The sequence below is a fragment of the Pedobacter sp. BG31 genome (assembly GCF_042464845.1).
Taxonomy (GTDB): domain Bacteria; phylum Bacteroidota; class Bacteroidia; order Sphingobacteriales; family Sphingobacteriaceae; genus Pedobacter; species Pedobacter suwonensis.
The window spans coordinates 442,852-468,966 of record NZ_JBHNZK010000002.1 but is presented as its reverse complement, the minus strand read 5'-3'; the positions used below and the strand labels follow the sequence as shown (position 1 = coordinate 468,966).

At 41.7% G+C, this 26,115-nt stretch carries 16 protein-coding genes; 8 read left to right on the top strand and 8 right to left on the bottom strand.

The window, feature by feature from the left end; all coding sequences use genetic code 11:
* Positions 1-34: 34 nt before the first annotated feature.
* The 3 genes from ACFE6N_RS05145 to ACFE6N_RS05135 all read right to left on the bottom strand — a co-directional run bounded on the left by ACFE6N_RS05145 (position 35) and on the right by ACFE6N_RS05135 (position 4,503).
* On the bottom strand, positions 35-616 hold the full coding sequence (locus ACFE6N_RS05145; RefSeq protein WP_378934456.1) for an RNA polymerase sigma factor: 582 nt from the start codon (positions 614-616) through the stop codon (positions 35-37).
* 478 nt (positions 617-1,094) lie between these two features.
* Positions 1,095-2,849: a glycoside hydrolase family 97 catalytic domain-containing protein gene (locus tag ACFE6N_RS05140; protein WP_378934454.1), complete on the bottom strand. Its 1,755-nt coding sequence runs from the start codon at positions 2,847-2,849 to the stop codon at positions 1,095-1,097.
* Between the two features lie 19 nt (positions 2,850-2,868).
* On the bottom strand, positions 2,869-4,503 hold the full coding sequence (locus ACFE6N_RS05135) for an alpha-L-fucosidase (protein ID WP_378934452.1): 1,635 nt from the start codon (positions 4,501-4,503) through the stop codon (positions 2,869-2,871).
* A 398-nt stretch (positions 4,504-4,901) separates the two neighbouring features.
* On the opposite strand from ACFE6N_RS05135, the gene ACFE6N_RS05130 reads away from it, so the two are divergent.
* The 6 genes from ACFE6N_RS05130 (at position 4,902) to ACFE6N_RS05105 (ending at position 14,278) form a co-directional block, all read left to right on the top strand.
* The gene (locus tag ACFE6N_RS05130) at positions 4,902-5,201 is read left to right on the top strand and encodes a hypothetical protein (protein WP_378934450.1); all 300 of its coding nucleotides are present in this window, start codon (positions 4,902-4,904) and stop codon (positions 5,199-5,201) included.
* On the top strand, positions 5,159-6,286 hold the full coding sequence (locus tag ACFE6N_RS05125; RefSeq protein ID WP_378934448.1) for a family 43 glycosylhydrolase: 1,128 nt from the start codon (positions 5,159-5,161) through the stop codon (positions 6,284-6,286). The genes ACFE6N_RS05130 and ACFE6N_RS05125 overlap by 43 nt, the downstream gene beginning before the upstream one ends.
* Positions 6,287-6,358: 72 nt before the next feature.
* Entirely contained in the window at positions 6,359-8,824 is a 2,466-nt protein-coding gene (locus tag ACFE6N_RS05120; RefSeq protein WP_378934446.1) for a glycosyl hydrolase family 95 catalytic domain-containing protein, read from the top strand.
* A 786-nt stretch (positions 8,825-9,610) separates the two neighbouring features.
* Positions 9,611-11,074, top strand: a complete 1,464-nt coding sequence (locus ACFE6N_RS05115) for a proton-conducting transporter membrane subunit (RefSeq protein WP_378934444.1) — start codon at positions 9,611-9,613, stop codon at positions 11,072-11,074.
* 2 nt (positions 11,075-11,076) lie between these two features.
* Positions 11,077-13,425: a DUF2309 domain-containing protein gene (locus ACFE6N_RS05110; protein ID WP_378934442.1), complete on the top strand. Its 2,349-nt coding sequence runs from the start codon at positions 11,077-11,079 to the stop codon at positions 13,423-13,425.
* Positions 13,426-13,444: 19 nt separating this feature from the next.
* Positions 13,445-14,278 (top strand): DUF6671 family protein, encoded by an 834-nt coding sequence (locus ACFE6N_RS05105; protein WP_378934440.1) that lies wholly within the window; start codon positions 13,445-13,447, stop codon positions 14,276-14,278.
* Positions 14,279-14,565: 287 nt separating this feature from the next.
* On the opposite strand, the gene ACFE6N_RS05100 is transcribed toward ACFE6N_RS05105, so the two are convergent.
* Positions 14,566-15,507, bottom strand: a complete 942-nt coding sequence (locus ACFE6N_RS05100) for a LysR family transcriptional regulator (RefSeq protein ID WP_145860989.1) — start codon at positions 15,505-15,507, stop codon at positions 14,566-14,568.
* An 88-nt stretch (positions 15,508-15,595) separates the two neighbouring features.
* On the opposite strand from ACFE6N_RS05100, the gene ACFE6N_RS05095 reads away from it, so the two are divergent.
* Both ACFE6N_RS05095 and ACFE6N_RS05090 read left to right on the top strand, forming a co-directional pair.
* Positions 15,596-17,032 carry an NADP-dependent isocitrate dehydrogenase gene (locus ACFE6N_RS05095; protein ID WP_378934438.1) on the top strand — a complete coding sequence of 479 codons (1,437 nt, stop codon included), beginning with the start codon at positions 15,596-15,598 and terminating at the stop codon, positions 17,030-17,032.
* A gap of 193 nt (positions 17,033-17,225) precedes the next feature.
* Entirely contained in the window at positions 17,226-17,414 is a 189-nt protein-coding gene (locus ACFE6N_RS05090) for a hypothetical protein (protein WP_378934436.1), read from the top strand.
* A gap of 294 nt (positions 17,415-17,708) precedes the next feature.
* Here the strand turns inward: ACFE6N_RS05090 and ACFE6N_RS05085 are convergent, their stop codons facing one another.
* The 4 genes from ACFE6N_RS05085 to ACFE6N_RS05070 all read right to left on the bottom strand — a co-directional run bounded on the left by ACFE6N_RS05085 (position 17,709) and on the right by ACFE6N_RS05070 (position 26,107).
* The gene (locus ACFE6N_RS05085) at positions 17,709-18,782 is read right to left on the bottom strand and encodes an alpha/beta hydrolase family protein (RefSeq protein WP_378934435.1); all 1,074 of its coding nucleotides are present in this window, start codon (positions 18,780-18,782) and stop codon (positions 17,709-17,711) included.
* Complete coding sequence (locus tag ACFE6N_RS05080) at positions 18,782-20,764, bottom strand: TlpA family protein disulfide reductase (protein WP_378934433.1); 1,983 nt, start codon at positions 20,762-20,764, stop codon at positions 18,782-18,784. Before ACFE6N_RS05080 ends, ACFE6N_RS05085 begins: the two co-directional genes overlap by 1 nt.
* Before the next feature lie 342 nt (positions 20,765-21,106).
* On the bottom strand, positions 21,107-22,504 hold the full coding sequence (locus tag ACFE6N_RS05075) for a RagB/SusD family nutrient uptake outer membrane protein (RefSeq protein WP_378934431.1): 1,398 nt from the start codon (positions 22,502-22,504) through the stop codon (positions 21,107-21,109).
* 12 nt (positions 22,505-22,516) lie between these two features.
* Positions 22,517-26,107: a SusC/RagA family TonB-linked outer membrane protein gene (locus ACFE6N_RS05070; RefSeq protein WP_378934429.1), complete on the bottom strand. Its 3,591-nt coding sequence runs from the start codon at positions 26,105-26,107 to the stop codon at positions 22,517-22,519.
* Between the last annotated feature and the right edge of the window lie 8 nt (positions 26,108-26,115).

The window sequence follows — 26,115 nt, the reverse complement described above, 5'->3', positions numbered from 1 at the left end:
AAGGCCTAACCCTATATTAATTTAAAAATAAATTTTATTTGGAAAGAAGATACAAAATCAATGGCAGTCCTGCCCCTAATTTACCCTTTAAAATTTTGAGCGCCCTGGTAATGTGGGCTTCGACTGTTTTTTCAGATACATTTAATTCCTCAGCGATTGCTGCATTTGATTTGTAGTCTTCCCTGCTCATCTTAAAAATCAGGCGGCATTTGAGCGGAAGCCCGTTAATATGCTTGTCTAATTCCTGTCTGAGTTCCCGTTCAGAAAACCATAGTTCAGTAGTATCTATCCCCTTTTCTGCAATCTCCTCAAGTGATTTTTTCTTGGCCTCATGAAAATATCCTCTGCTTTGTTTATTAATCACCTGGTATTTGGTTGCTGCACTTAAATAAGTACGCAGGCTATATTTGATCTGCAGGTTTGAACGCCTTTTCCAGAGACTTAAAAACACCTCCTGTACCACTTCTTCAGCTTCGGCCTGGTTAGCCAGACGGTGGTAGGCTACGGCAAATACCTTATCCCAGAACCTGCGGTATATTTCCGTAAATGCACCTTGATCGCCATTTTTGATATGGGAAATTAGCTGGGCATCCGAAAAAGACTCGTAGCTATTCATAGCTTTAGGGAAAGTTTAAGCAAATTAACTTATAAAACATCAAAAACCAACATGTATAGCTATTATTTCGCCAAAAGTATACTTATAGACAATGGAAATCTTCAAATGGCAAACACATTTATATATCTGAAATGGAAGTCGCGTCGATTTTGTTGTCAAGAATAAATGATAATCAGGCGCAAAGATACAACCTGCAAGGATATTGAACTGACCAGATTAAATGATCCGTCTAGGTTATATGCTAAGAAAATGTCGTCCTGATAGATTTATGGTATAAATCAATATGAATGACCGTAGCATTAATAGGAATAAAACCTCTTCTAAGATCGTCATTGCGAACTGAAGGGTTAGCTATTGCGATGGCATGAAGCAATCTTCACCTGTCGAATTAGATTGCCTGCCTTGTTACAGGCAGGCTTCGTCGTTCCTCTTCGCAATGACGACTTTTTAGGGATTCTGTCAATGGTAGTCAAACATTTTATTCTACCACCGCAACGAAACCACCACGTGGCAAACAGTTAATTTTAACTGGTTGTTCTTTATGCCATAACTGGTTTTGTGATTTAAAAGATTTGTCATTTTCGCCATCCCGGATAATGTTGATGTTTGCTTGCTTTTTGTTCAAAAAGTCTAAATTGAACTGTAATACTTTGGCGTCTTCCTGCCCATTCAGTCCTCCAATGTACCATTTGGCACCACGTCTTCTCGCCATTACCACATATTTCCCCGGAAAGCCACTCAATAAACGTGTTTCATCCCAGGCGGTAGGCACAGCCTTCAAAAAGTTTTTTGGTGCATCAGGCAACGCATAATAAGCTTCCGGTCGATCTGCAAAGTGCTGTAAAGCCGATTCAAAGACAACGGAAAGTGCTAATTCATGTCCATAAGAAGTAATATGCGGGTGCTGACTGTTAGAAAAAGTAACCGGGGTATAATCCATGGGTCCAATTACGTTCCTGGTAAAAGGCAAGGTCGTATTGTGTACAGCTGCCTTATTGGTCATTACATCTCCATTATTATACCATTCAGCACCAAAAACGGCTTCCACGCTCATTAAATTCGGATAGGTTCTAGACCAGCCACGTGGGATCGTTGCACCATGAAAATTAACCATCAAATGGTGATCTGCGGCATCTTTCAAAATTTCAAGATACAACTTCATCATATCCTGCTGGTCTCCGGCAAAAAAGTCTACCTTAATTCCGTACACCCCTATTTTATTTAACCATTCAAATTCTTTGATGCGTCTTTCCCGGGTCCTCATGCGGTCTACAGGTGTATCCTTTGACCAGTCAGTTGTACCAGAATTGTACCAGATTAAGGGTTTGATGCCTTTTGATTTGGCATAATGAACGGCATCCTCCAGTTTCCCGCCATTGCCCATTACATCCCATTCCCAGTCGATCAGCACATAAGGCCAGCTCATGGTTTTGACGAGGTTGGTATATTCAACCGCTTTTTGATAGTCTTTGGATCCATGGTTATAAGCCCAGTAAATCCAGGCTACCGCACCTGGTTTGATCCAGCCTTTTTGTGCAATACGACTTGGCTCACTCACATCAGTAATCAAGGTAGATTCTACCACAGTTGCCAGGCTTCCGATCATTACGGTATGCCATTGTGATTTCCAGGGTAAAGTGCTGATATCACCTTGTTGCGGAAAGCTTTTCCTTCCTGCCGAGTAGCTGATTTTGTACCGGTTAACATCTTTGTTGTTCACCAATCTGGAAGCTGCATTAAATTCGCTGTTTCCAGCTTCAGAAATGAGATACCACACCGGTGCTTCCTGATGTTTAAACAAGGCAGGGTAAGACCACTCCTGGCTTTTTTCTCCTTTACCGTTATTGCTATAGGGGTAAAAATCTTCATAACCCGGATCGTAGGCTTGTACCCAGCGATCTGTCTGTGCCGGAATATTAAAGGTGGTATACTCATCTTCGATATGAACCGGTTGGTCTGACCATTTTGGAAATTCATAACGGAAGGCAATACCATCGTTGTATACCCGGAAAATCACATTCAATGCCTTACCGTTCGCATTGACAAAGTTACAGGCACTTTCATTCGCCTGGTTACTACAAAGCTTTCTTTTACCGCTTATCATTTCATACCGTGGTCCTTCATAAGGCCCCCAGATATTTTTGGCACTTTCCATCATTAAAACGCGAACGTTATTGCGCACCTCACTGAAAAGGTGCTGATTCACTCCAGGGCGGAGAGATAACCAACTCATTTAACGAGTACAATCCTATTTAGACAATAGCGCCATAAATTTTAAACACATAGGCAATGGAGCCTGGTGCCTGTTCAGGAAGTTTTATTTTTAATCCCTCTCCTGTCTGTTCAAATTCAATTGATCCGGGATAACCCAATAAACTTACCTTTTGTATTTTATTGACTTTATTTGATGCGAGGCTCTCTATAAGTGCTGTTCTATCAGAAGGCCAGTCAAGCATGGCTGCAAACAAATCTTTCCCTTTGGTGGTGAAGCGGAAATCCTTTGCCCCAAATTTTACACTACCCTCGTTAAAGCCCTGTACACTTAGTGGCTTTGCGTTTGCAATTGCCGGTCCTTCTCCGAAGATTTTCCATGGTCGCGTACTATAAATACATTCGCTGTTTCGTTGCATCCAATCGGTTATTCCTTCCACTATGGCGCGTTCTTTTTCGTCAATGGTTCCATTTCCCCTTACTGGAATATTCAGCATCAGGTTACCATTTTTACTGACTACATCCAACAACATATGAATAACGGTTTTGGGATCTTTATACCAGTTGTTATCATAAACCGGACGGTCATAATGCCAGGAACCAATACAAGTGTCTGTCTGGAAAGGCTCTTTAGCAATTTCATTGGTTTGCCCACGCTCGATATCCCACACCATACACTTACGCTGTTGTTCATCAAGCACTTTCCCGAATAATACCGCCTCCAGTTTACCATATTTTTTGATACTGGCATTATACATGTGTGCGGCAATCCTTAGTCCGGCGTCACTAACCGGATATAGAGGTAAAATCGTATCATCAAAGTAGATGACGTCCGGCCCATACTTATCCAACAGTTCAATAGTGCGTTTGTAGAATTTTTCACAATAGGCTTTAGAAGGTAGGGAAACACCATTTACCCAAGCCCATTGACTGTGGATCATCCCGTTATCCTCACTATTTTTACTGAGTGGATGATTTTGTGCATATAGCTCCTGAGGGTCTTCTCCTTCCCACCAGGTTCCTTTACCATCAGCTTTTGTTAATTTTCCATCGTAAGGAATACCGGCCATTGGGCCATTTTTATCAGCGCGCTGGGCGGTCTCCATCCAGCTCCAGGCGTGCGCCGCATGCACACTTACACCGAAGCGCAGGTCATGATTTTTTGCGGCCTTCGCCCAGCCACCGATAATATCCTTTTTAGGCCCCATGCGAACAGAATTCCATTTCTGGTGTGTACTATCATACAGATCCAGGTTATCGTGGTGATTGGCCATGGCCATAAAATATTTGGCGCCAGCCTTTTTGTACAGCCCCACCAATTCTTCCGGATCCCATTGATCAGCCTTCCAGTCATTAATTACGTCTTTAAAACCGAATTTAGAAGGATGACCATATTTTTCTAAGTGATATTTATATTTATGTCCGCCTTCCATGTACATTTCTCGGGCATACCAATCACCGAATTCCGGCTGACACTGGGGCCCCCAATGTGCCCACATGCCAAATTTGGCATCGCGAAACCACTCAGGCGTTTTGTATTGAGACAGGGAATCCCAGGTAGGTTGAAACGGACCAGCTGCATAAGGCGCGTTCATCAGGTGTCTGGCGTAACTTTTTGAAAGGTAAAGCGATGACAGGCTCAGGGCCATCCCTTTAATTAATGTTCTTCTTTTCATATTGGTTAGTTTTTAGCTAAGGCTAACGATGCATATAACTCATCATGTCTTCGCTTAATTCATTTGGTGTTTCAATTTATTCATATCATACAAATAAATTGTTATTCCAAAAATAAGTGACCTTAACCTAAAAAAAACTAAACAAATAAGACTTTATTTTGTACAAAACCGACTTTTTACCTTGTAATTTGAATTAAAGCTTGGAAAGACTTCGATAAATCGATTTAATGCAATTACTAAAGTTTGATAAACCATCACCAGTCAGAGGAAAAACGATTAATATCGGAATAGTGATAAAAAATGTCGGTTTCAGATAAATTTATAACATCAGTAGCAGATTATATTTGAATGTCTGCAAAACAGGTATAACCAAGTAATTAATAGTCAATCTTCTCAAAATGAAACTAAAACTTTTACGCATCGCATTAACCATATTTTGCTTTACCCGGATAGCATTAGCTCAAACCCCTGTTGTGCAAACTAAATTTACGGCTGATCCTGCTCCTATGGTATATAAAGACACCGTTTTTTTGTATACCGGACATGATGACGACCAGGCATTCGGCTTCAGAATGAAAGACTGGTTACTGTATACCTCCACAGATATGGTTAACTGGACTGATCATGGTGCTGTAGCATCTGTAAAGGATTTTAAATGGGCAAATTCAGAAGATGGTGCATGGGCCGCCAATGCATAGCCAGAAATGGAAAATTTTACCTCTATTGCTCCATGCCAAATGCCATTGGTATTGGTGTAATGGTAGCCGACAGCCCATACGGGCCATTCAGAGATCCTATTGGAAAGCCGCTGATCAAAAATTCGATGGAAGATATAGACCCCAGTATTTTGATTGACGATGACGGACAGGCATACTTATATTGGGGCAATCCTAATCTCTGGTATGCTAAACTTAATGAAGATATGATTTCGATCTCTGGTGATCTCATCAAAGATCCTTCATTCGCAAAAGGTAAAGCAAATCATGATTTTTTTCATTATCAGGAGGGTCCCTGGGCATGGAAACGGAAAGGGAGATATTATATGGCCTATGCCTCTACCTGCTGCCCCGAAGGTATAGGTTATGCCATGGGCGAAACCGCCACAGGTCCATGGAAATACGCAGGTATGATTATGGATGGAGACCCGCGATCCGGCGGCAATCATCCGGGAATTATTGATTACAAAGGAAAATCTTACGTATTCGGATTTGACCAAAGCTTGAGAATGAAAACGATGAGCCAGCCTTACGAGCGCCGTTCAGTTCGGGTTAAAGAACTCAGGTACAGCGCAGATGGTACCCTTGAAAAGCTTCCGTTCTGGACACCTGAAGAGTTGAAAAGTGTCGGGACGATCAATCCCTATCAAAATGTGAAAGCAGTTACCATGGCTTACAGCGAAGGCGTTAAAACAGCGGTGGCATCAACGCTGGGAAATCTTAAATCTGCCACAAACGGCGGAAAAATTCCTTCAGGAATGGTACTTACCGCTATCCACAACGGAGACTATATCAAAGTAAGAAACGTAGACTTTTCAAAGGGAGCAAATACTTTGGAGGTCTTAGTAGCAGCACTCTACGGAGGTCAGATCGAAGTACGAAGAGATGCCATAGACGGTCCGCTGTTAGGAGTAGTGAATGTTAACTATAAAGGCGAGGGTGATGTTTGGAGAAGCATAAAAACACCAGTTAAATCGTTAACCGGTTCGCATGATCTTTATTTTGTGTTTAAAGGAAAACATGATTTATTTTATTTTGACTCCTGGCAGTTTACGGGCAACCGATAATCAACAACCTGATTAATACATTAAACAATAAACTTAAAGACATTTATTTTCAGTATCCTATAATCTTTTCGAATGAAACTAAACTTTACGACCGGTCTCCTCAGCATTTCAATGCTATTTAAGGTAGGCTTAGGTTATGCCCAAACCAAAAGCACTGCACCACTCCTACCACTTAACAATAAAACCTTGTGGTATACCTCACCTGCCAAAGTGTGGGAAGAAGCTTTACCTATTGGAAACGGTCAGTTCGGTGCCATGATTTTTGGCCACCCGTCAAATGAAAAGCTTCAACTCAATGAAATTACACTATGGTCTGGTGATCCACAGCCTGATGCAGACCGCAAGGATGCTTACCAGTATCTGGATACCATCAGGCGAACGATACGGAATCAAAACTATAAACTGGCTGAACAGTTAACACGTGATCATTTTACTTCCCCTGCACCATACAATGCTTCCTATCAAACCTTAGGCAATTTGACCATGAAGTTTAAATTACCTGAAGGAAAGCCTGTAGAGAATTACCGCCGCTGGCTAAACATCGACCAGGCTATCGCAGGTGTTTCTTTTAGTGTAAATGGCATTGCTTATCAAAGGGAAATCTTTTCCAGTGCGGCAGATCAGGCTATGGTTCAGCGCCTGAGTGCTTCTAAAAAAGGTAGTTTGAGCCTGAAACTGGGGCTGAGCAGGATCGAAAATGCCAAAACGCGTTTTGTTGCACCTAATACGCTCATCATGACAGGCCATGCCGGTGGAAAATTAACCTATGAAGTACAGCTTACTGTACTAAACACTGGTGGTTCGCTTAAGGCTTCGGGGCAGGAGCTTGATGTTGTTAATGCTGATGAGCTAACGATTATCATGGCGGCAGGGACCTCTTATACATTGGATTATGAAAAATTTTTCCTTGGAAAAGATCCGCATGAAGCCGTAACACAACGCATGGAACGGGCAATCCATAAGCCTTACCTGGCATTAAAGAAAGACCACATCAATGAATATCAGCCGTATTTCCGCAGGGTAAGCTTCGAACTTGGCAACAATAAAGATTCAGGATTAACTACTAATGGACGTTTAAAAGCTTATGGTAATGGCCTGGCAGATCCTTCTTTTGCGACACTTTTTTATCAATATGGCCGGTACCTGTTAATTTCTTCCAGCCGTCCCGGTAACCTGCTACCTTCTAATTCGCAGGGTTTGTGGGGAGATGGACTTGATTTACCCTGGAAATGCGATTACAAATCAAATATTAATTATGAGATGAATTACTGGCCTGCTGAGCAAAGCAACTTATCAGAAATGCATCTGCCGATGATCCGCCTGACACAGGCCCTGGTGAAACCCGGAACCAAAACCGCCAAAACCTATTATGGCCCGCAGACACCGGGATGGTTTTATGGTTACACCACCAATGGCTGGGCCTGGACAAGTCCGGGTGCAGACCTACCCTGGGGTGTTTTTATCGGTGGAAGTGGCTGGGCCTGCCAGCACCTTTGGGAACACTATGCTTTTACCCGCGATAAAAATTATCTGAAAACCATCTACCCAACGCTAAAAGGTGCAGCAGAATTTTATATGGCAACACTGATCAAAGATAAAAATGGTTTCCTGGTCACTTCACCCTCTACCTCTCCTGAAAATTACTTTGTTACCAATGATCGTAAAAGCGGAACGGTAACTGAAGGCGCCACGATGGAAAAATCCATCATCTGGGATTTATTGAACAATGTGTCACAGGCTGCATTAACTTTAAATGACGATCAGGCTTTTCAACTTCAGGTGAAAAAAGTACGCGACGGGATCAGTCCTTTAAAAACCGGCAAGGCCGGACAGTTGCAGGAGTGGAATGAAGACTGGGACCTGAATTCGGGCGATCCGCATCACCGGCATGTTTCGCATTTATTTGCCTTGCATCCGGGGAAACAGATTACTGCCCTGGGAACCCCTGAATTGGCCAAGGCGGCCAGGAAAACCCTGGAGTTACGTGGCGATGATGGCACCGGCTGGTCTATCGCCTGGAAAGAAAATTTCTGGGCCAGGTTAAGAGATGGTGACCATGCGCATAAGCTTTTATCAAATCAACTGCGCGCCACTTACCAGACTGAAACCATCATGGCGGATGCTGGTGGTACTTATCCCAATCTTTTTGATGCCCATCCCCCATTTCAAATTGATGGAAATTTTGGAGCAGTATCAGGCATGACTGAAATGCTGTTACAAAGTATGGAAACATACACCAGCGCAAATGGCCGGGATGCTTACATCCTTGATTTATTACCGGCACTACCAACTGCCTGGCCGAGCGGACACATTACCGGACTGAAAGCCAGAGGCGGTTTTGAAGTATCACTTAAATGGAAGGACGGAAAGCTGCACAGCGGAACCATCAAATCATTAAACGGAGAACCCTTTAAAATCAGGACCTCAAACCAGATAAAAATTAAAGGGGTAAATGCAATAGCCAGAAAGGCAAATGGTAACTTTATGTATAGTATGCAATCTAAAAAAGGCATAACCTACTCATTTTCATCAATATAAAAGACATTTTTTTTTTGCATATGCCTCTTACAATCTTTAAACGAAAATAACGGTTATTCCTTATCGCTTTATTGAATGATCATTTATCGGATCATTTTAACAGGAATGCCCCACTATTTATTGCTTTTGCCTTTCGGCGTGGGTTCGCCTCTGCTACCGATTAAGAACCAGTTCAGGTGTGCCACCGCCGAAAGTTTATTTTTTTTGCATAAAAAAAAGAAAAACCATAGCCGTCTTCCGTAAATTTTAGATTTTTAGAACTATCGTCACTCCCACCTCAATTCGATAGCGATCAAATGCAAACCATTTAATATTCGTGAATACCTAAGATAAAAATCTGAGCTCGATTAATAATCAGCGCTGAAGATGTTTTATAAACATTATTATTTTCTGATCGCCATGCCTATCGCATTAACCCATATTCTTATGATAATCATGCTGATGAAATTATTTTATTAGCAGATTATAATTATTTAAAGGCCTGACAGTAACTACGGGGCAAGCATCTTAGTACCAATAACAAGCTTTAATTGCTAAAAAATTAGGCCTTGAAGTAATCATTTTTTCGTTTAATACCGTGATGGCATAGTAATTTTCTGCAGATGCTAAATTAATCCGGTTTTCCCACCATGACCTCCGACAGAATCTTCTAAGGAAAAATCCTTTGTATCATCTTATCTGAAAAAACATAAAAAATATTTATGCATTATATATAAAATATAAATAAAAATTTATAACTGATTTTCAACAGTTTTGCGCCGTAATCCATAAAAACATCCTTACAACATGAACTTAAAACAAGCATTTGAAACTCCTTTTACAAGGCCTCAGAGAAAAATTTCCGACTACTACTATGATGTAGTTACAGCTATATGCGCTATAGTGTTTCTTGCCACGGTACTTATGCTCATCGCGACAACCGTACATTTGGACTTTAACTTTTGGGGGCTCTTCAGAATAAATGCCTTTACACTTCTGATTTGGGGTGTAGTAAGCTTTTTCAGTACGCTGGTGAGCATTTATAGCTCAACCTATCTTACAGGATTCAGATACCGAACACATTTTGCAGCACTCTGTTTGGGCTTTACCTTATCAGTAATGGTTTTGGTAGCTGCCGATCATGTTGTTGCATTATTAATTTCCTGGTTCTTAATGGGATTTTTCATGGCAAGACTGATTGGGATAGAATCTGACTGGCCGGAAGCCTGTGCTGCGTCAAAATATGCACAAAGGTTCTTCATTTTGTCAGGGGTGATGCTTAGCGCAGGTGTATTGTTACTTGCATTTAGCACAGAGAAATTTACCCTCGGTAAAATTATACCTGCGCTGAGCAGTTTACCTAAGCCAACCCTTTTGATATCTTCGCTATTTATTATTTTTTCCTGTTTAATACAATCAGCCATTTACCCCTTTCATAGATGGTTGCTCTCTGCCATGACAGCGCCTACTCCTGCCTCGGCCCTTATGCATGCGGGGTTTGTCAATGGTTCGGGGATTATACTTACACTGTTTGCATCGTTAATGGTTCATGCAGATGTACTACCCCTGCTATTTGCAGTTGGGGGCCTTACCGCCATCATTGCCCAATTTACAAAATTACTTCAGGTTAGCGTTAAGCAAAAGCTGGCCTGTTCAACAATTGCTCAAATGGGCTTTATGATTATGCAATGCGGGCTGGGTTTTTTCAATGCTGCGGTGACGCATTTAATTCTTCATGGATTTTATAAAGCCTACCTTTTCCTTTCCTCCGGAGAAAACATTAAGGCATCTGTGCCTGAAAAACCAATGCCAATACTGATCAGGCCATTACAGGCCCTTGTTGTAATAATGAGCGGAATTATTGGAGCAGGATTTTTTGCATGGCTAACAGGAAAAGGAAAAGTGTTAGACAGTGGCATTTTTCTAATATTAGTCGTCGCGATTACAGTAGGGCAGGCAACCTATAACATCGTAAAACAAAGTATACTAACCTTCGGACAAAAACTTGTACTTCAGCTGTTGGTATTTCCGGCAGGAATAGGCAGCTATGCACTAATATATAATGGCGTAAGCTACCTTATGAAAGATTTTGCCTTTGTTGAGGTGCCATCTCCCCTTTCGTTGGTACAAATCCTATTCGGTGTAATTTTTCTGCTGGGCTTTTTCATCATGAAGCTGGGATTGTATAAAAATTTCCCCTGGCTATACGTAAAGTTATTGAATATCAGCCAACCTTATCGTCACACTATTCTAAACTATAAAAATAAATAAATATGATCAATTCAGATTTTACAGCCAGTATCGAAGAAGCATCATCGGTAATTGGAAAAACCTGGCCGCTTTATGGCTTTGTAACCTCCAATCCCCTATCTGGCTATGAGGACAAAACTTTCGGGCAGGCGATCAGGAAAGCAAGCAAATACCTTGATGCCTCCGTTCTTCCTTCATCCTCAATGTTCGCTCAGGCGTGGGCCTCTGGAGAAATCAATAATCATATCCTAAAGAAGATGCTGGAAGAAGCTGGGTTACATCAGCAGGGCGAATTTTACCTCAAAGAAATGGAACGGTTAAAAGATAGCAAACCAGTTAACGAAAACCGTAAGCTAGACAGGATTATTGCCAAGTGGCTTTGTGCCTTTATGGATGAAGGCATGGGTGAATGGGAAATGCCCGGACGGGAAAATGGCTTTTTTTCTTGTTGGCGCAGACTGGGCATCTATGATCAGGAGATTGGAATTAGCTCAAAGAATGAAATACCGGAAACAGCAGACCAGGCGCTTTCGTCTTACCTGATGGGATATTCGTACCAGGAGTGTGTGAGCATCTTTAGCGAGCACCTCGCAGCTATGCCAGGCTGGGCCGGTTACATTAAATACAGAATGAGTGAATGCTCACCATGGCAGCAGAAGTACCCAATCACCCTGAAGGATTACCTGGCAGTGCGTTTATGTATAGCCAATAAGATCGCGTGCGGCATCTATACCAAACGAACTACAGATCGAAAACAGAATGATATGTTCGGTTTAAAAATGTTATGGCTAAAAGCCTGGGAAAAAAGCTGGCAAATGAATCTCGCGAAAGCTATCGGCAACAATTTGAAGCAGATGAAAATTGAAAGTCAAACGAAAAGAAAGCCGTTGGCCCAATTTGTTTTTTGTATTGATACCAGGTCTGAGCTTATCAGGAGGCATATTGAAGCGAAACGAGAATATGAAACTTTTGGTTATGCAGGTTTTTTTGGAATAGCGGCTGATTATGAGGATCCCGGTACGGGCCTCTTGCGTAAATCATGTCCACCTATTCTTTCCTCAGCATACACTATTTCAGAGAAGCCATTACCGGGAAGGGCTTCGGAAATGTCGGCTTATCATCAGAAAATAGGCGTTAAGGCATTTATGGATTTCCTCGGTCAGCGCATGAAAAATATGCTTCCTTCGGCTTTTGGCTACGTAGAGGGAACCGGTCTTTTCTATGGAATGGCACTGTTATGGCGAGGACTAAGAAATTCAAGGAGATTAGTAAATAAACCAGGCCATGAAAATAGCTGCATAACACAGTTAAATGCAAACAACAATAAAAGCACAGAGAAGCAGCTAAAAATCAGGGAAAAAGCAGCCATTGTAAAGTCGGCCTTTGCGCTGTTAGGCTGGAAAGATTTTGCGCCATTGGTTGTCTTTGCCGGCCATGGGAGCCATTCCGTTAACAATCCATTTGCGTCAAGTTTAGATTGCGGAGCCTGTGCGGCAAGTCCGGGTCGTCGCAACGCCAGGATGCTCGCCACACTGGCCAATCATCCGGAAGTCAGAACACTACTTAGAACCGAATTTAACATAGATATTCCAGAGCAGACCTTCTTTTTGGGTGCTGAGCACAATACTGTTACTGATGAATTGGAACTTTTCGACATAGAAGCGCCTGCATCACATCATTTAATGATCAGGTTGCTCAAATCAGATCTGAAAGAGGTTCAGCAACAAGCCATCGCAGAAAGGCTCAAAGAGAAAAACGGGATGGATATCGCACATAAAAAATCAACAAACTGGGCAGAAACCAGACCTGAATGGGGGCTTGCCGGAAATGCCGGCTTTATCATTGCACCTCGCAACGTTACCAGAGAGCTCAATCTAAAAGGCAGGTGTTTTTTGCACTCTTATGACTGGGAAACGGACCATGACGGACTTTCCCTGGAAATGATTATGCAGGGTCCAATGGTTGTTACCCAATGGATCAACAACCACTATTATTTTTCTACAGTAGATAATGAAAAATTTGGCGGAGGGTCAAAAATAACCCACAATGTTACCGGAAGGTTTGGTGTGATGAGGGGCAATGGAGGAGACCTTAAGTATGGGCTTCCGCTGCAGTCGGTAAATAGTTCTGACCGCACCATTTACCATCAACCCCTTAGGCTATCTGTTATTATCCAGGCGCCGCTTGAAAGAATTGAACAGATACTCTTAAAAAATGCTCAGCTGAAGCAACTTATTATCAACGAATGGATATACCTTTTGGTCATAAATCCACAAGATGACAATCAAATCCATCTTTATCAAAGTGATGAAAGCTGGTTGTTGATAGATTATGAAGAGCCGGCTACCTTGCATAGATTATCTATGGTTTGAAATAAATAAAAAATAAATCTTGAATTTTAAAGGAAGAAAGCTGGTTATAGCGACCATGCATGGTAAGGAAAGCGTATTAAGTCCAATACTTGAAAAAGCACTTGGTGTAGAAACCATCGTTCCGGAAAGTTTCAATACAGATCTCTACGGAACTTTTTCCGGAGAAATACTACGTAAAATGGATCCACTCGAGGCAGCCAAAGCAAAATGTCTGGATGCTTGCCGGATCGTTGGCTGTGGTTTGGCCATAGGAAGTGAAGGATCTTTCGGCCCTCACCCAACCATTTATTTTACACCTGCCAACGAGGAAATACTTGTATTTATGGACCTTGAAAATGATATCTGTGTAAGGGCAAGAATTGTTAGCCTGAAAACAAACTTTGGTGCAAGAAACTTTACTGACTGGGAAACTGCCGCTCATTTTGCCAATTCAGCCAGGTTTCCCGGTCATGGGCTTATCATTTCAAACCAGCAACGGACGCAGGTAAAAAAGGGGATTCAGGATTGGGAAATACTCAGAGAATATTTTAATAGATACTTAAGGGACTATGGATCGGTTGTTTTGGAGACCGATATGCGGGCCATGTACAATCCTATGCGTATGGCCGTTATTGCTGAGACGGGAGAAAAGCTTGTCCAAAGCATATTGCGTATATGTCCTCACTGTAGTTTTCCCGGGTATGATGTTTCAAAAGTAAATCCTGGACTCCCCTGTGCTGAATGTAGACTTCCGACAAAAAATACGCTTTCGCATACCTATACATGTCAAAAATGCAATCATACCGAAGAGCAACTTTATCCGCATGAAAAAAGGAATGAAGATCCGCGATATTGCGACTATTGTAATCCATGAGCAGTTTCAAAGCACTCCTTTAGCTATTTAGGAACTTATAAACTTAATTAAAAGATCCAATAACCTGCATTCAATTAATAGTTCAGTTTTAATAGTTCTGTAAGATATTTTCAATTCAGAATCATAACCCTCATCGGATAGCCATCGGATCTTTCCGGGCTCTTTCAAGCTAAAAGATAATAAAATAAATTCGATGGCTATCCGATCAGCATTGATGGGTAGATCAAATTAATGGCTTTCACAACACTATTTTTAACAAATAATTATCGAATTCAGGTTAATAGTTTTTAACTATTCTGCCTGGCAACAAACTGCTCGAACCAGGAAAACTTATCAGCAATGATCCTGGTTTTTTCCTTTTGAAGATGCAACAAGAAAGCGGCCGCTACTGGCGAAAAGGACTTGTTTTTTAACCAAATCATGTTCCAGACTGAACTGAGCGGCAGCCCTTTTACAGGAATAATACACAACTCGCCATTTAGGAGTTCGTTTTTGATGCCAATCAGTGGCATAATAGAATAGCCAAGACCGGCCACAACTGCCTGTTTTACGGCTTCATTTGAAGTAAGTTCCATTTTTTTCTTCACATTGAGGTTATGCTTGGAAATGTATCGCTCCATCGTATACCTTGTGCCTGAGCCTTGTTCCCTGTAGATGATAGGAAGCGTTTCAAGCACTTCGTAGGTATTGGCCTTAACTGGCTGGGGTTCCCGTCCGGATCCGACAAGATAAAGTTTGTTCTGCATAAGCTCTATGGACTCTACCACAAGTTTCTCCGGCAATACAGAGACTAAGGAAAAATCGACCTCGTTTTTTTCGAGACTTTCTATTACCCTGGCCTTATTGGTCACATCAAGCACAAGTTCTATGCCCTGGTGCTGTTTCAGAAAATCTGACAGAAAATAAGGGATTACATATTTACCTGTAGACACCACCGAAAGCTTGAGCCTGCCGCTAAGCTGACCTTTATAAGCCATAGTCTTGTAATTAATCGCATAAACTTCCCCAAGTATTTTTTCTGCAGCAATGGCAATCTCAGCTCCGAAGTCGGTTACATATAATTGCCTTCCCATTACTTCTGTAAGTGGGATATCAAACTGGTCTTGAAGATTTTTTAATTGTATGGATACGGCCGGCTGTGTAAGATGGAGTTCCTGAGCGGCTTTGGTAATGCTTTTGGTTTGAGTGATTTTCAGAAATATCTGAAGCTGATGCAACGTATAATTCATAAAATAATTTTATGTTTTCTATCGCAAATATAAATGAAAATATATGAAAATTAGACTTCAATTTTGCATCAGTAAATAATTTAATCTTATGACAAGAATCGCAATTGCAAAGGGTGACGGTATCGGCCCCGAGATAATGGAGGCAACACTTTCCATTTTACGAGCATCAGGAGCCGAAATCCAAATGGATTATGTTGATATTGGTGAAAAGGTGTACTTAAATGGTAACTCCTCTGGTATAGATGCTGCCGCCTGGGAAATCATCAGAAAGAATAAAATATTTTTAAAAGGTCCCGTCACCACTCCACAAGGCGGCGGATACAAAAGTATAAATGTAAGTACCAGAAAGTTCCTCGGCCTTTATGCCAATGTAAGACCATGCGCAAGTCATCACCCCTTTATTGAAACCAAACATCCCGAAATGAATGTGGTGATTGTAAGAGAAAATGAAGAGGATTTATATGCAGGTATTGAGCATCAACAGACAGATGAAGTTGTCCAATGCCTTAAACTCATCAGTCGCCCTGGTTGCGAAAAGATAGTGAGATACGCTTTTGAATATGCTTTGCAAAACAACAAAAAGAAAGTGACATGCTTTACCAAAGATAACATCATGAAACAAACCGACGGAATGTTCCGCCAGGTGTTTAATGAGATCGGGAACGAATATCCTGATATAGAAAAAGAACACTGGATTGTGGATATCGGTGCAGCTAAGCTGGCAGATACACCAGAATGTTTTGAAGTGATTGTGATGCCAAATCTTTATGGAGATATCTTAAGTGATGTTGCGGCACAGATTACCGGATCCGTTGGCCTCGGCGGTTCTGCTAATATCGGTGAATCTTGCGCAATGTTCGAAGCCATTCATGGTTCTGCACCTACAATTGCGGGACAGGATGTAGCAAATCCCTCCGCACTGATTCACGGTGCAATAATGATGCTAAACCATATAGGGCAGGCTCCAGCGGCAGAAAAAATCCATAATGCCTGGCTTAAAACAATTGAAGATGGTGTGCATACACAAGATATTTATAAACCGGGAAAGAGTAGTATCCTTGTAGGTACCAGGGCATTTGCCAGTGCGGTGATAGACAATCTCGGCCTAAAGCCTTCAATACTTCAACCAGTTTCCTACACAGGCAGTTCGGCACTGAAACTTCCAAAATACGTGAGAAAACCGCAGAAGACTAAAGAACTTAAGGGAATAGACCTCTTTTTTCATTGGACAGGCAACAGCCCGGATGCGCTTGCAGCGAAACTTAAAACGATCGAAACAGCAGGAATTGAGCTTTCGATGATTACCAATAGGGGAATTAAAGTTTGGCCTGGTGGATTTCCGGAAACTTTCTGCACTGATCACTGGAGATGCCGGTTCATGCCAGCCAGAGATACCTTTATTGACCAGAGAAAAATTATTGGCCTGTTTCTTACTGCTACTTTGGCTGGACTTGAGGTGATCAAAAGCGAAAACCTGTATGCCTTTGACGGTGTAGATGCATTTTCTCTTGGCCAGGGACAATAGCTAACGTAATCACATTATCCTTTTTAAAAAATAAAGCTACGATCACTTGAGCATCGGATCAGCGAATAAGAAACAGTTACTCGGTTGCTATCTTCAAACTGTAGCAATCTATTAAAACAAACGCCTGTACAAGGCATAGTTCTGGTGAACACCTGGTAAATAAAAGCTAACCAATATCAAATTTTAAAATAATATGCAACACAACAATCAGTTTACACTTATCCAGGGAAAGTTTACCGTGGAAGACGCAAAATCAATTTTATTCAACTTTTATAATACCAAAATTAATTTCCATAATTTGCAGCTTATCGCAATTCATGAAGGTAAACCAGGAGACGCCAGGGAGATTGAGCAAAAAGTTTCTGCACTAAAACAGATGTAACAGGAAATCTCTTCACTATTGTCGGCACCAGACTTTGCCAACCAGTTGCTGGAAATCGAAGGTCATATTACTATAAAACGATAGTAAGTTGGTGTTGGCCATTATTTAAAAAGAAATCTGCATTATTTAGCTCATCTTACATAAAATCGAAGTTGCCAGATTTTCACCAACAATTCAAACAGCAAATTTTTATCGGGTCAACCTCTGCTTAAGATGGTGTTTTGACAGGATTAACCAGTTCAGTATAGATCATGATTACCTTGCTGAACTGGTAAATCGCCACCCTGCCATTATCTAAAATTTTTTCTTTAACCAATTAATCATAAGCTTCATGGCTACATCTGAAAAGCCGGCTTTAATCGTAGGAATTTCAGTCTGGTTACAGGTAACACAGGGCAAAAACAAATGATTTAAATTGGGAATCAGCACTGCTTCCACATTGGTATTTCCACCCTGTCGCGTATATTCTTTCCAGTGCTGCAGGTTTTCCTTTCCGGCCACCATGAGGTCACGGTCACCATTTAAAGCCAATACAGGCACCTTGATCTGTGCAAGTGTTTTTACCGCATTATATTGAATAAAAAAACGGTACCAGGAACTTGTAGCCACTTTCATATAACTATATAGCGGAAAGCGGAAGTGATCAAAAGGTTGGTTTAACGTTTTGAAATAAGCATCATCTCTTACCTTCCACAGGTTATAGGTTTCATTTAATTTTGCCTCCATACTGGCGGAGTCTACATATTTATAGGCTGTTTGAAACATCAATTCATTGATCTGGTTAGAACGGGCTTTATCGTAATCTGGCAGCTGGGCGTTTGCAACCAGATCTCGGTTTTGCCTGATCAAAGCATCCAGTCCGTTGGAAGCCAGCCCGGCAATACTAATCAAAAAAGCTACTTGTTTGCTGTTTGCAGCTGCAATGCTGATGGCCATGCCCCCTTCGCTATGACCCAGCAAACCGATCTTTTTGGCGTTAATTTCTTTACGGCCGCGTAGATAGGCTACCGCAGCAAGGGCGTCATTGGCAAAATCGAGTGTCGTGGCCTTTTCGTACACACCGGTGGTTTTACCAACGCCCCGATCATCAAGCCGGAGTACGGCATAACCGTTTTTGGATAACCCATCTGCAATATCCTGGAATATCTTGTGCCCACCCATGGTACCATCACGGTCTTGTTTTCCCGTACCGGAAACCATTACGATAGCCGTAAATGAACCCTTGCCCGATGGAATGGTTAAGGTTCCACCGTAAGTGATGCTGTCTTTTGCCGAACTAAAGAGCACTTCTTCTGAACGATAATTTTGCGCATATGTAAAATGACCAAATAACAACAGCACAAATAAGGAGATGATTTTTCTTTCCATTAGTTTGCGCTTTTGGTCAGTTCAATCAGGCTTGAAATTTCATCGGCCAGGGCCGTCGCGCTCCCCCCGTATCCAATGGAAATAAACCTTAAATAGCCGTTTCGATCAATGATCAGCTTTTGCGGAATCCCGGAAATACTAAAAGTTTTGGCTATGCGGCTAAATACTTCATCATTGGTATTAGCACCTTCGGTCTGGTTATCAAACAAAACCTTAAAGGGATATTGATTATCTTTGATGTATTTAGCCACTTCTGCCTGGAAGCCTGCTTTATATTCTTCAGTATCCACAAAAAGGAAAACCACATCCGGATCGTTTTTATACTTCTCTACGGCCAGTTTCATACCTGGGAAGGAAGCTTTACAGGGTACACACCAGGTGGCCCAAAAGTCCATTACAACCGTTTTTCCCTTAAGCCCGGCCAGGGTAACGGTATTTCCTTTCAGATCCTTCATGCTCCATGCAGGCATTTCCTTTTTAATCATCCTGGCTTTTAGTTCTTCCTGATTTTTCTGCAGATCTGCAGGATTTTTAAGTGATTCTACGTAAGCCTCAAAACCGGCAGCTGATTTTTTGCGTTTGATGTATGAAGCTTTAAGCATGGCCGTCATTTCAGTAGAACTTTGATTTTCGAACATGCTTTTGATCAGCAGTTTTTCGAGTTCAGCACTTTTACCCAGTTTTTGAAGGGCCATAGCCTGCTCATTATTGATCGCAGCCTGCTTATAATGCTGAATTTGTTGTGCGTCTTGTGTAATGCGAAGTGCCTGCGCATAAAGACCAGCCTCATTAAGTAAACCAGCGTATACCCTTGACACATTAAGTACAAAAAGCCGCTGATATTCTTTCTGCCATTCTATTGGCGAGAGGTAAGCCATACTTTCAGGCTGATGCATTTTGAAGTATTCAAATCTTTTCACCAGCAGATCTGAATATTCCTTTAAGCGATTGAGATTCCCTTTGTCATAAGGAATCTGGATCAGCTTATAATATACATTTGGCAGGGCTTCGAATGATAAAGAATCTACATAATGCGCTACTTCATTGCCGTTCGGATGTTGCATGGCACCAAACACCATGATATTTTGATAAACCATGCCATAACTGATGCGATTCTGGGCATCTATTTCCGGGCTGCTTTGGTATTCAGGGAAATCTTCCAGAAACTTTTCTGAAGCAGCTAAAATTGTAGCTATATCACGGCTTTGTCCAATATTTTTATAGGCCGCTATTCGGGCGAGGCTTCCTTTTGGAAAACGTTGCGCCCAGACTTTTTCAATAGAATCAGCCAGATTTTTATCATTTAAAAGATATTGTGCTATCCGGCGTCCATTGAACAAGTCCAGTTCACTAGCCTCAGGCCTTTTTAAATAAGCCATTACCCGCTGTAAACGCGGCGTTGCACTGTCTTTATAAGTGTTTTTTAGAGCCGAAGCGTAGGGATAAGCCAGCATAGACTTTGATGGCTGATTGTAACTGATTTCCTGGTTAAGCCAATGATAGGTAGCCGAATCGCTGATGCCTTCAAATTTGATATAATTCGGGATATCCATGCCATATTTTGGTGAACGGGCCATGCCCCAACCGGCATAGCCACCCGGAGCAATCAGCCCTTTACGCTTAGCGTCAGATAACATCACAAAATAGCCCTGATCCTGATTGTTATCGATCTGGTCTCCGGAAGTGAATTTAAAACCAAGAAAGCCGCAATCTTCCGGCACATTAAAAGTTGCCTTCCAAAGGCTTTGCAAGCTTTCCAATTTTAGGTCAGCAGCTTTCCATTTGTAATTAATATACTGGTAAACAACTGCACTTACCTGCTTTTTACCCGATAATACGGTCTTCGAAGCATCATAAGTAATGGTTAAGGACTTACCACTTTCAGGCCTTTCAGGAGATACCTTAAACGCTGCAGGTGATTGTGCAAAAACAGCAAGGGAGAACGCCAGTAAAATGTGCAGAAACAGGATTTTTTTTAACATGTTTTTTAATTAAGTGAGATTTTACTATGGGTATAAATGTTATCCTGAGGGATAATTTATTTTATAAAAATTAATATAAATGACAGTAGGTTTTAACGGAAATAAATCTTTTTGAAGAATCGTCATTGCGAGAAGGCTTTTTCAGCCGACGAAGCAATCTTTATAGCAAGAATCTATAGCATGATAGATTGCTTCGTCGTTTCCCCTCGCAATGACGCCCTTTTTTGGATGCTGTCAATGGTAGCTTATCGAAAGACGCAATTTTAATTTTTATAAGGCGTTTCGACAGGCTCAACATGACAAATCAGATTCAAAATTAAATCCTTATATCATTTATAATAATTATGGGTTGGGTTCCAGTTCAGGGTTCAATGAACGGAAATATTCAGCAATTGGAAATACATATCGGCTACTATTTGGTGCCAGCGTATACGTGGTGCCGTTAAATACACGTGTGTAAGTTCGCTGAAAATTCGTTTGATTATTTAACCTGCGCATATCCCACCAGCGAAGCGAAATGCCAAAAAATTCACGGCGGCGCTCATCAATCACTTTGTTTAGCGCGTCATTGGCATCAGTGGCCGTCAAAGGTGTATAATCTGCGGTTTTAAATCTTTTAATCCGAAGGTTGTTTACCCAGATCATTGCATTCGTTGCATCATTGGCACGAGCATAAGCTTCAGCACGGATCAGCATCATCTCCGGCACAGAAGGCCCTTCATTGCGGGTCTCACCTATCGCACGTTCTTTGGTATAAACCCTGCCGGTCAAGCTGGAGGATATCGTTGCTGCAGGCGTGGTAAATAACGCGTAACGCTGATCTTTTGTGCCTAGTAAATTGAACCACTCGTCACTAGGTTTTAATACCGTAGGAAAAAAGTTCAAAGAACTGTTAACCGGTACCTTGGATAACAGAATTTCAGGATCTGTGATTCTTCGAGGATAATTTGCACTGCTCACGGTTGTGATCGTTGACAAATCGTTCAGGGTACTTCTCAATTTAAGGGCTTCATCTGCATATTTGCCAGCATTTGCATAATCGTTCATCATCAGGTAACAACGGGCCAGTTCGCCATAGGCCGAAGCTTTTGAAGGAAGGGTATTATAGGCTTGCGTTTCTGGAAGCGCCGGGAGTGCTTTAGTAAGATCACTAATGATCTGGTTATACACCTCCTGTACGGAGGCACGGTTTAGCTTCTGACTCAGGGTTTGTAACAGGATTAAGGGTACACCCAGATCGTTTCCGGCCGTTGCGGCATTGTAGGGTTTGGCATAGGTATTTACCAGGTTCAGATAGGTATCTGCGCGGTGTACCAGTGCCTCAGCGGTTAAAGCATCTTTATCTGCCTGGGCGCCGTCACTGCCAGGCAATTCATTAATGATGGTGTTACAGTTCAAAACATTATTGTACAGACGGATCCAGTTTGCATCTTGTTCAATATTTGATCCTAAAGGGTAGATCACCGGCTGCCAGGTATAGCTGGCTACAAAATAATTGTAATTCAGCGATCCTGAAAGTGCTGTTTGTTGCGCCGCATCATTAAGATTGATATCCGACGAAGCGAAATCAGACAGGTTAGCTACCGTTTCAAAATTGGAAGTATTGTTTAACAGATAACGGTAATTGATGGTTTGATTGGGTACCAGCTGTCCCTGAGTTTTAATATCAACAAACTTCTTACATCCGGCCAATGCGGCAGTAGCTAAAAGAAAAGTAAGGATTTTATATTTTGGATTCATTATCGTTTTTGGCTAAAAGTTAACATTAAGGGATAAGTTATAAGATACTGGTGAAGGAAGTCCCAATGTAGAGGCATTTAAACTGCCTGCAAAATCAGGATCAAGGCCTTCTTTGTTGGCCTTCCAAATTAAACCTAGATTTCTTACCGAGAAGCCCACATTGGCAGCCCTCATAAATTTTAATTTTTCTACCGGAATCTGGTAACTTAGTGATAACTCACGCAAACGGATATAATCACCCTTTAATACGTTGATGTCTGATTGCTGATAGCGCAATAAACTGGTTGGTGCTAAAGCACCTGCTGCACCCGGTACATTGGTAAAGGCTTCATCTCCCGCTTTGGTCCAGCGTTTTGTAATATCTTCATGAAGATCATACTTTGTACCGGTTCTGGAAGAAGGATAGGCAGAAATGGTTGGGCGCATGAAAACGTTGCCAAATTGGTAAGTAGCTACCGCCATCAAAGTAAATGCTTTGTACCGGAATGAGGTATTAAAACTACCAAAATATGGTGGGGTTTTACGGCCCGCATAAGCTAAGGCATCAATAGAGGTTACATTCTGATTGGCAGCAACCTTTTTTCCATTCTGGTCGTATACCTGTGTTAATCCGTTGGCATCTAATCCAGCATTGCGGTATACAAAAATTTTATCCGTTGCATAACCATCTAAAGGAACCCCGCCGAAAGCCGGGTTGGAAAGAAAAGAAGAATTGACAATAAAACGCGTATCTGTAATCTCGTTTGTATTATAGGCAAAATTTAGCCCGGCATTCCACTCATAATCCTTTTCGCGGATTATAGTTCCGTTCAGGTTGAACTCCATACCATGCCCCGATAAAGAAGCGGTGTTCCTAAAAATACTGGTAAAACCATAGGTTCCGTTAATCGGGAACTCGTAAAACAGATCTTTACCCCTTTTTCTGTACACGTCTACCGAACCCGACAAACGGTTATCCAATATGGCGAAATCAATTCCTAAGTTGGCCACATTTGTTTTCTCCCATCTTAACTCCGGATTGGCAGGTGCTATAATACTGGCATTCGGTAAACCGGTAGCCAAATCGCCAGAACCCAAACTGATCCAGGTAAAAGGATAAGTGTTTGTGGAGATATTTCCGTTTACGCCATAAGTTGCCCGCAAACTTAAGCTGCTTAGCCAATTTTCATTTTTAAGAAAGGATTCTTTTTTGGCATCCCATTTTAAACCGGAAGACCAAAGTGGCGTAGCACGGAATTTACGATCTACCCCAAAGTTATTGTAATCATCATAACGCACACTTCCTGAAAGGGTATATTTCCCTTTATAGGTATAGGCGGCGTTACTGTAGTAAGAAAGGTATCTTCTTACCTTATCCTGTTGTGTTGGATTACCTGGCAAGCCCTGATTGAAACCTTGAACGGTGGCATAAGGTGTAAAGAAATTTACCGCTCTGGAAATCCCGTTTCCGGTATTGTAACCATAAAGCACATTTGTTCCTTGTCCTGCTTTTGTTTGGCGGATCTCGGAGCCGGCAATCATGGTTAATTGGTGATCACTACCAAAAGTACGGTCGTAATTTAACTGTCCCCTTAAGGTATAGTTGTTATTACTACCATTCATATTGTTTAAGATACCACTACCAGGGACCAGTCCGATGCTGTTTACCGCTCTGCCTGAAGTAGGTATCGGGGTGTAGGTGTTTACTAAGTTGCGGTAATAAAAAGTTGATTCATTATAATAGTTTTTAGTGTAACCAAAGCTCCTTTCATTGGCAAAAAGGGCATTTGCAGATAAACCTTTAAAGATGGGAACATTCAGGTTCAGGTTGAAATTATAATTGTTTTCGTTTTGTGAATTGTCTACGTTATCCATCTCATCAAGCACATTGTATTTCCAGTTCAGGAAACCCTGGTTTTGCAGGTTATCTACCCAGCCAGAATAATAAGCGGTAGAATAAGCCACACGGTTGCCATTTTCATCTACAAATTGACTATAGGGCATAAAGGTGCTGGCTGATGGCGATAACAGGTTGGTGAGGCTTACCGCACCGGTTTTATATTTAAAGAAAGAGGCCCTGAAATTTGCAGATAACGTGGCTACTTTAAACAATTTGAAATTATTGTTCATTGCTAAAGTTAAACGCTGGCCTTCAGTCCCTTTAGTATAAGGGTTTTCTTTACTGTAAGAAGCAGAATAGAAATAATCGCTGCTCTTACCTCCGCCACTCACAGAAAGGTTGTATTGCTGGTTATTTGAAGGACGCAACAGGTAATCATCTATTTGCGAACGGTTATCTCTGGCACTCAGGCGACTGATGGCCGAATCATAGGCGGCTTGAGTGATGGTTCCGGCTTTTAATTTAAAAGTCAGGTCCGTTGCTTCAGCAACAGGGCCACTTAAAGCCGAGGTTGCACTGGGCGCAAAAATTAAATTTTTGGCCACTAAATCTTGCTCATAAGCAATTGTCTGTGCAGCATTCATCATTTTAAGGTAACCCAAATTCGGACGATTGGCTATGGCAGCCGTCATGGAGAAACTTACGGTTGGTGCCTGCGCAGTTTTACCTTTTTTAGTAGTAATTACAATTACCCCATTTGCTGCACGTGTTCCCCATATAGAAGCTGCCGCAGCATCTTTCAAAAACGAAATATTGGCAATATCATTTGGGTTGATAGTAGCTAAATCTAATTCCATAATGGCACCATCCACTACCACTAACGGAAAACTTTCTCCCTTCAGGGTATTATTGCCCCTGATTTCCATGTTGTAATCAGACCTACCTAATGCGCGGGTTGAAGAATTGATACCTTGCTGTGTATTTCCATAAGTAAACATGTTGTCAGAGTTTAAGGTAACCTTTAATCCAGGCACCAGTGATTCTAAACGCTGCACCACGTTTGGGGTCGGGATTTTTTTCAGGTCTTCTGCCGTTACCCCGGATGCTGCTCCGGTTGAACGCTCTTTAGGCAATACCTGGTAACCATTGGAAACGATGTTAACGTCCTGTAGTTGATTGCTGGCCGCCGGGGTTAAAGACACATTCAAGTTGTTGGTATTGGTTGTTACCGGTAAGTTACTGGTTTGGTAACCCAGATAAGAAAAACTAACAGACGTAGTCGTATTTGGTACAAAAATCGAATACTTTCCGTTTCCGTCGGTAGTAACTGCCCGGTTAGATCCGTTAGATTTGATGGTAACGCCAGGCAACAGATTACTATTTTCATCCGTAACCTGCCCGGAGATGTAAAATTCGTTACTGCTGTTGTTGCTTGCGCTTCCCTCAGGCAGGTTAGTCCGGGCGTTTATGCCAAGGCCTTTTGCGTCTCGGCTCACAATGGTATAATTTCCCTCGCTTACATAAAGGAATAATAAATTGTTAGGATATAATACATTTTTCAGTGCTTCATCTACCGATTTGGCCTTCAAACTTGCCGTAGATGCTGTTTTTCCCTGTACAATACTGTGTTCGTAAGCAAACTTGGTTTTGTATTTTTTCGAAATGGCATCAAGTGCCTGTTGCAGGCTGATTTGCTGATCTTGCGCAGCCGCATGGAATGCAGCACCAAAAGCCAGTAATACCACCAGTAGAAAATAAAGGGGTCTGGTAAAGTTTTTGTTCATGTTTGATT

What these genes read in the sequence shown, in the direction of transcription:
- ACFE6N_RS05110 (WP_378934442.1), top strand. Translation starts at nt 11,077, where the DNA reads ATGATCAATTCAGATTTTACAGCCAGTATCGAAGAAGCATCATCGGTA.
- ACFE6N_RS05075 (WP_378934431.1), bottom strand. Translation starts at nt 22,504, where the DNA reads ATGAATCCAAAATATAAAATCCTTACTTTTCTTTTAGCTACTGCCGCA.
- ACFE6N_RS05120 (WP_378934446.1), top strand. Translation starts at nt 6,359, where the DNA reads ATGAAACTAAACTTTACGACCGGTCTCCTCAGCATTTCAATGCTATTT.
- ACFE6N_RS05115 (WP_378934444.1), top strand. Translation starts at nt 9,611, where the DNA reads ATGAACTTAAAACAAGCATTTGAAACTCCTTTTACAAGGCCTCAGAGA.
- ACFE6N_RS05125 (WP_378934448.1), top strand. Translation starts at nt 5,159, where the DNA reads ATGGGCAAATTCAGAAGATGGTGCATGGGCCGCCAATGCATAGCCAGA.
- ACFE6N_RS05090 (WP_378934436.1), top strand. Translation starts at nt 17,226, where the DNA reads ATGCAACACAACAATCAGTTTACACTTATCCAGGGAAAGTTTACCGTG.
- ACFE6N_RS05070 (WP_378934429.1), bottom strand. Translation starts at nt 26,107, where the DNA reads ATGAACAAAAACTTTACCAGACCCCTTTATTTTCTACTGGTGGTATTA.
- ACFE6N_RS05095 (WP_378934438.1), top strand. Translation starts at nt 15,596, where the DNA reads ATGACAAGAATCGCAATTGCAAAGGGTGACGGTATCGGCCCCGAGATA.
- ACFE6N_RS05145 (WP_378934456.1), bottom strand. Translation starts at nt 616, where the DNA reads ATGAATAGCTACGAGTCTTTTTCGGATGCCCAGCTAATTTCCCATATC.
- ACFE6N_RS05085 (WP_378934435.1), bottom strand. Translation starts at nt 18,782, where the DNA reads ATGGAAAGAAAAATCATCTCCTTATTTGTGCTGTTGTTATTTGGTCAT.
- ACFE6N_RS05135 (WP_378934452.1), bottom strand. Translation starts at nt 4,503, where the DNA reads ATGAAAAGAAGAACATTAATTAAAGGGATGGCCCTGAGCCTGTCATCG.
- ACFE6N_RS05100 (WP_145860989.1), bottom strand. Translation starts at nt 15,507, where the DNA reads ATGAATTATACGTTGCATCAGCTTCAGATATTTCTGAAAATCACTCAA.
- ACFE6N_RS05140 (WP_378934454.1), bottom strand. Translation starts at nt 2,849, where the DNA reads ATGAGTTGGTTATCTCTCCGCCCTGGAGTGAATCAGCACCTTTTCAGT.
- ACFE6N_RS05080 (WP_378934433.1), bottom strand. Translation starts at nt 20,764, where the DNA reads ATGTTAAAAAAAATCCTGTTTCTGCACATTTTACTGGCGTTCTCCCTT.
- ACFE6N_RS05130 (WP_378934450.1), top strand. Translation starts at nt 4,902, where the DNA reads ATGAAACTAAAACTTTTACGCATCGCATTAACCATATTTTGCTTTACC.